Below are 2,062 nucleotides of genomic sequence, written 5' to 3' on the forward strand. Positions count from 1 at the left end.
TGACGCCGTCCCGGTCGCCGGCATTGCCGCTGGTGCGGCCCACCACGATCAGCGTATCGGCGACATGCCCGTCGATGACGAAGACCTTGGCGCCGTTGAGCACAAAGCCGCCGTCCTGCGGCACTGCGGCGAGCGCCTGGCGCTGCGGACGGTGCGCCGCGCCTTCGTCGATCGCCAGCGCGGTCAGGTGCTTGCCGGTGGCAATGGCGGGCAGGAACTGCGCCTTCTGCGCCGCGCTGCCGCCCCGGGAAATCAGCGAAGCGCCTAGCAAGGCGGTGGAGAAGAACGGCGTGGGCGCCAGCGTGCGGCCCAGCGCTTCCATGAGGACGCCCGCCTCCACCACGCCGAGCCCGCTGCCGCCGTACTGCTCGGGGATCAGTACGCCAGCGAAGCCCAGTTCGGCAAATTCCTTCCAGAGGTCGGAAGAAAAGCCCGTGTCGTCCCGCGTGTCGCGCAGCCCGCGCAGCATGGAGACAGGCGCGCTTTCGCGCAGGAATGCCAGGGCGCTGTCCCGCAGCATTTCCTGGGTCTGGTTCAATACGATAGCCATGGTCGGTCTCAAAGCGTGGACGCGTGGGTGCGTGGGTGCGTGGTGTCGGGACGGAAGATCAGGCGCCGGGCAGGCCGAGCAGACGCTTGGCCACAATATTGAGCTGCACCTCGCTCGTGCCGCCCTCGATCGAGTTGGCCTTGCTGCGCAGCCAGCCGCGCGCGGTGGCGCCGTCGTTGCTGCGCTCGCTCTCCCACTCCAGCGCCTCGCTGCCGCCGATCGACATCAGCAGCTCATAGCGCCGCTTGTTCAGCTCCGATCCGTAGTACTTCAGCACCGATGAGAACGCGGCGATGCCCTCGCCCTGCCGGGCCAGGTCCATGGCGCGCTCGCCCGCCAGCGCGAATGCCGCCTCGTCGATCTCGAAGGCAGCGATCTGCGCGCGCAGCATGGGCGCGTCGACCTCGCCGCGCTCGTTCTGGCCGAGCGTGTCGCGCGCCAGCTGGCCCATTGGCGGGCGCTGGCCGCGGCCGCCGATGCCGCTGATCATCTCGCGCTCATGGGTCAGCAGGTACTTGGCGATGGCCCAGCCGCCGTTCAGCTCGCCCACCAGGTTGGCGCGCGGCACCACCACGTCGTCGAAGAAGGTTTCGCAGAACGGCGACTTGCCGGAGATCAGCACGATGGGCCGCGCCGTCACGCCAGGCGTTTCCATGTCGAACAGCAGGAAGCTGATGCCGGTGTGCTTCTGCGCCGAAAAGTCGGTACGCACCAGGCAGAAGATCCAGTCCGCCTTGTCGGCGTAGGACGTCCACACCTTCTGGCCGTTGACGACAAAGTGATCGTCGCGCTCGTCGGCGCGCGTCTGCAGCGATGCCAGGTCGGACCCGGCGTTGGGCTCCGAATACCCCTGGCACCAGCGGATCTCACCACGCGCGATCCTGGGCAGGTGCTCGCGCTTCTGCGCCTCCGAGCCAAACTTGAGCAGGGCCGGGCCAAGCATCCAGATGCCGAAGCTCTGCAGCGGCACGCGGCAGCCCAGCGCCTGCATTTCGTGGCGTAGCACCTTGGCCTGCTCGCGGGCGAGGCCGCCGCCGCCGTACTCGCGCGGCCACTCGGGCACCGTCCAGCCTTTCTCCCCCATGCGCGCGAGCCAGAGGCGCTGTGCCTCGGACTGGAAGCGGAACCTGCGCCCGCCCCAGCAGATGTCGTCCTCATTGCGTACGGGCTGCCGCATTTCGGGCGGGCAATTCGCTTCCAGCCAGGCACGCACCTCCTGCCGGAAGGTTTCCAGGTCATCCACGCTTGTCTCCTGTCTTTGTTCTGTCTTGCCCTGATTTGGTTTCGTTATATAAGCCCGCCCCTGCAACGTCAATACTCAATTTCCTAAAATCAAGATGGAATGCCATGACTATCCGCCGTTGCGCGCACCAACAGTGTTCCCGCCTATGTGTTAGGATTCCTGAAAACATACCGCAACCACTAAACCGGAAAGAACACCAAGCCGGTGGGCATCAGGAGACAATGTGGAGGCTGAAGCCACCGGCGCGGCGCGCCGTGCCATCCCTGCCT

Annotated in this window: 2 protein-coding genes; both read right to left on the minus strand. The window is 66.5% G+C overall.

Annotated features, from left to right (window positions below; all coding sequences use genetic code 11):
• Positions 1–550, minus strand: a 550-nt coding sequence (locus P3W85_RS40995) for an acyl-CoA dehydrogenase family protein (protein ID WP_276269022.1), incomplete at its 3' end; no start/stop codon positions are given.
• A gap of 58 nt (positions 551–608) precedes the next feature.
• Positions 609–1,793, minus strand: a complete 1,185-nt coding sequence (locus P3W85_RS41000; protein ID WP_276269023.1) for an acyl-CoA dehydrogenase family protein — start codon at positions 1,791–1,793, stop codon at positions 609–611.
• Positions 1,794–2,062 lie beyond the last annotated feature (269 nt).

The sequence above is a fragment of the Cupriavidus basilensis genome, from assembly GCF_029335485.1.
GTDB classification, from domain to species: Bacteria; Pseudomonadota; Gammaproteobacteria; order Burkholderiales; family Burkholderiaceae; genus Cupriavidus; species Cupriavidus basilensis_E.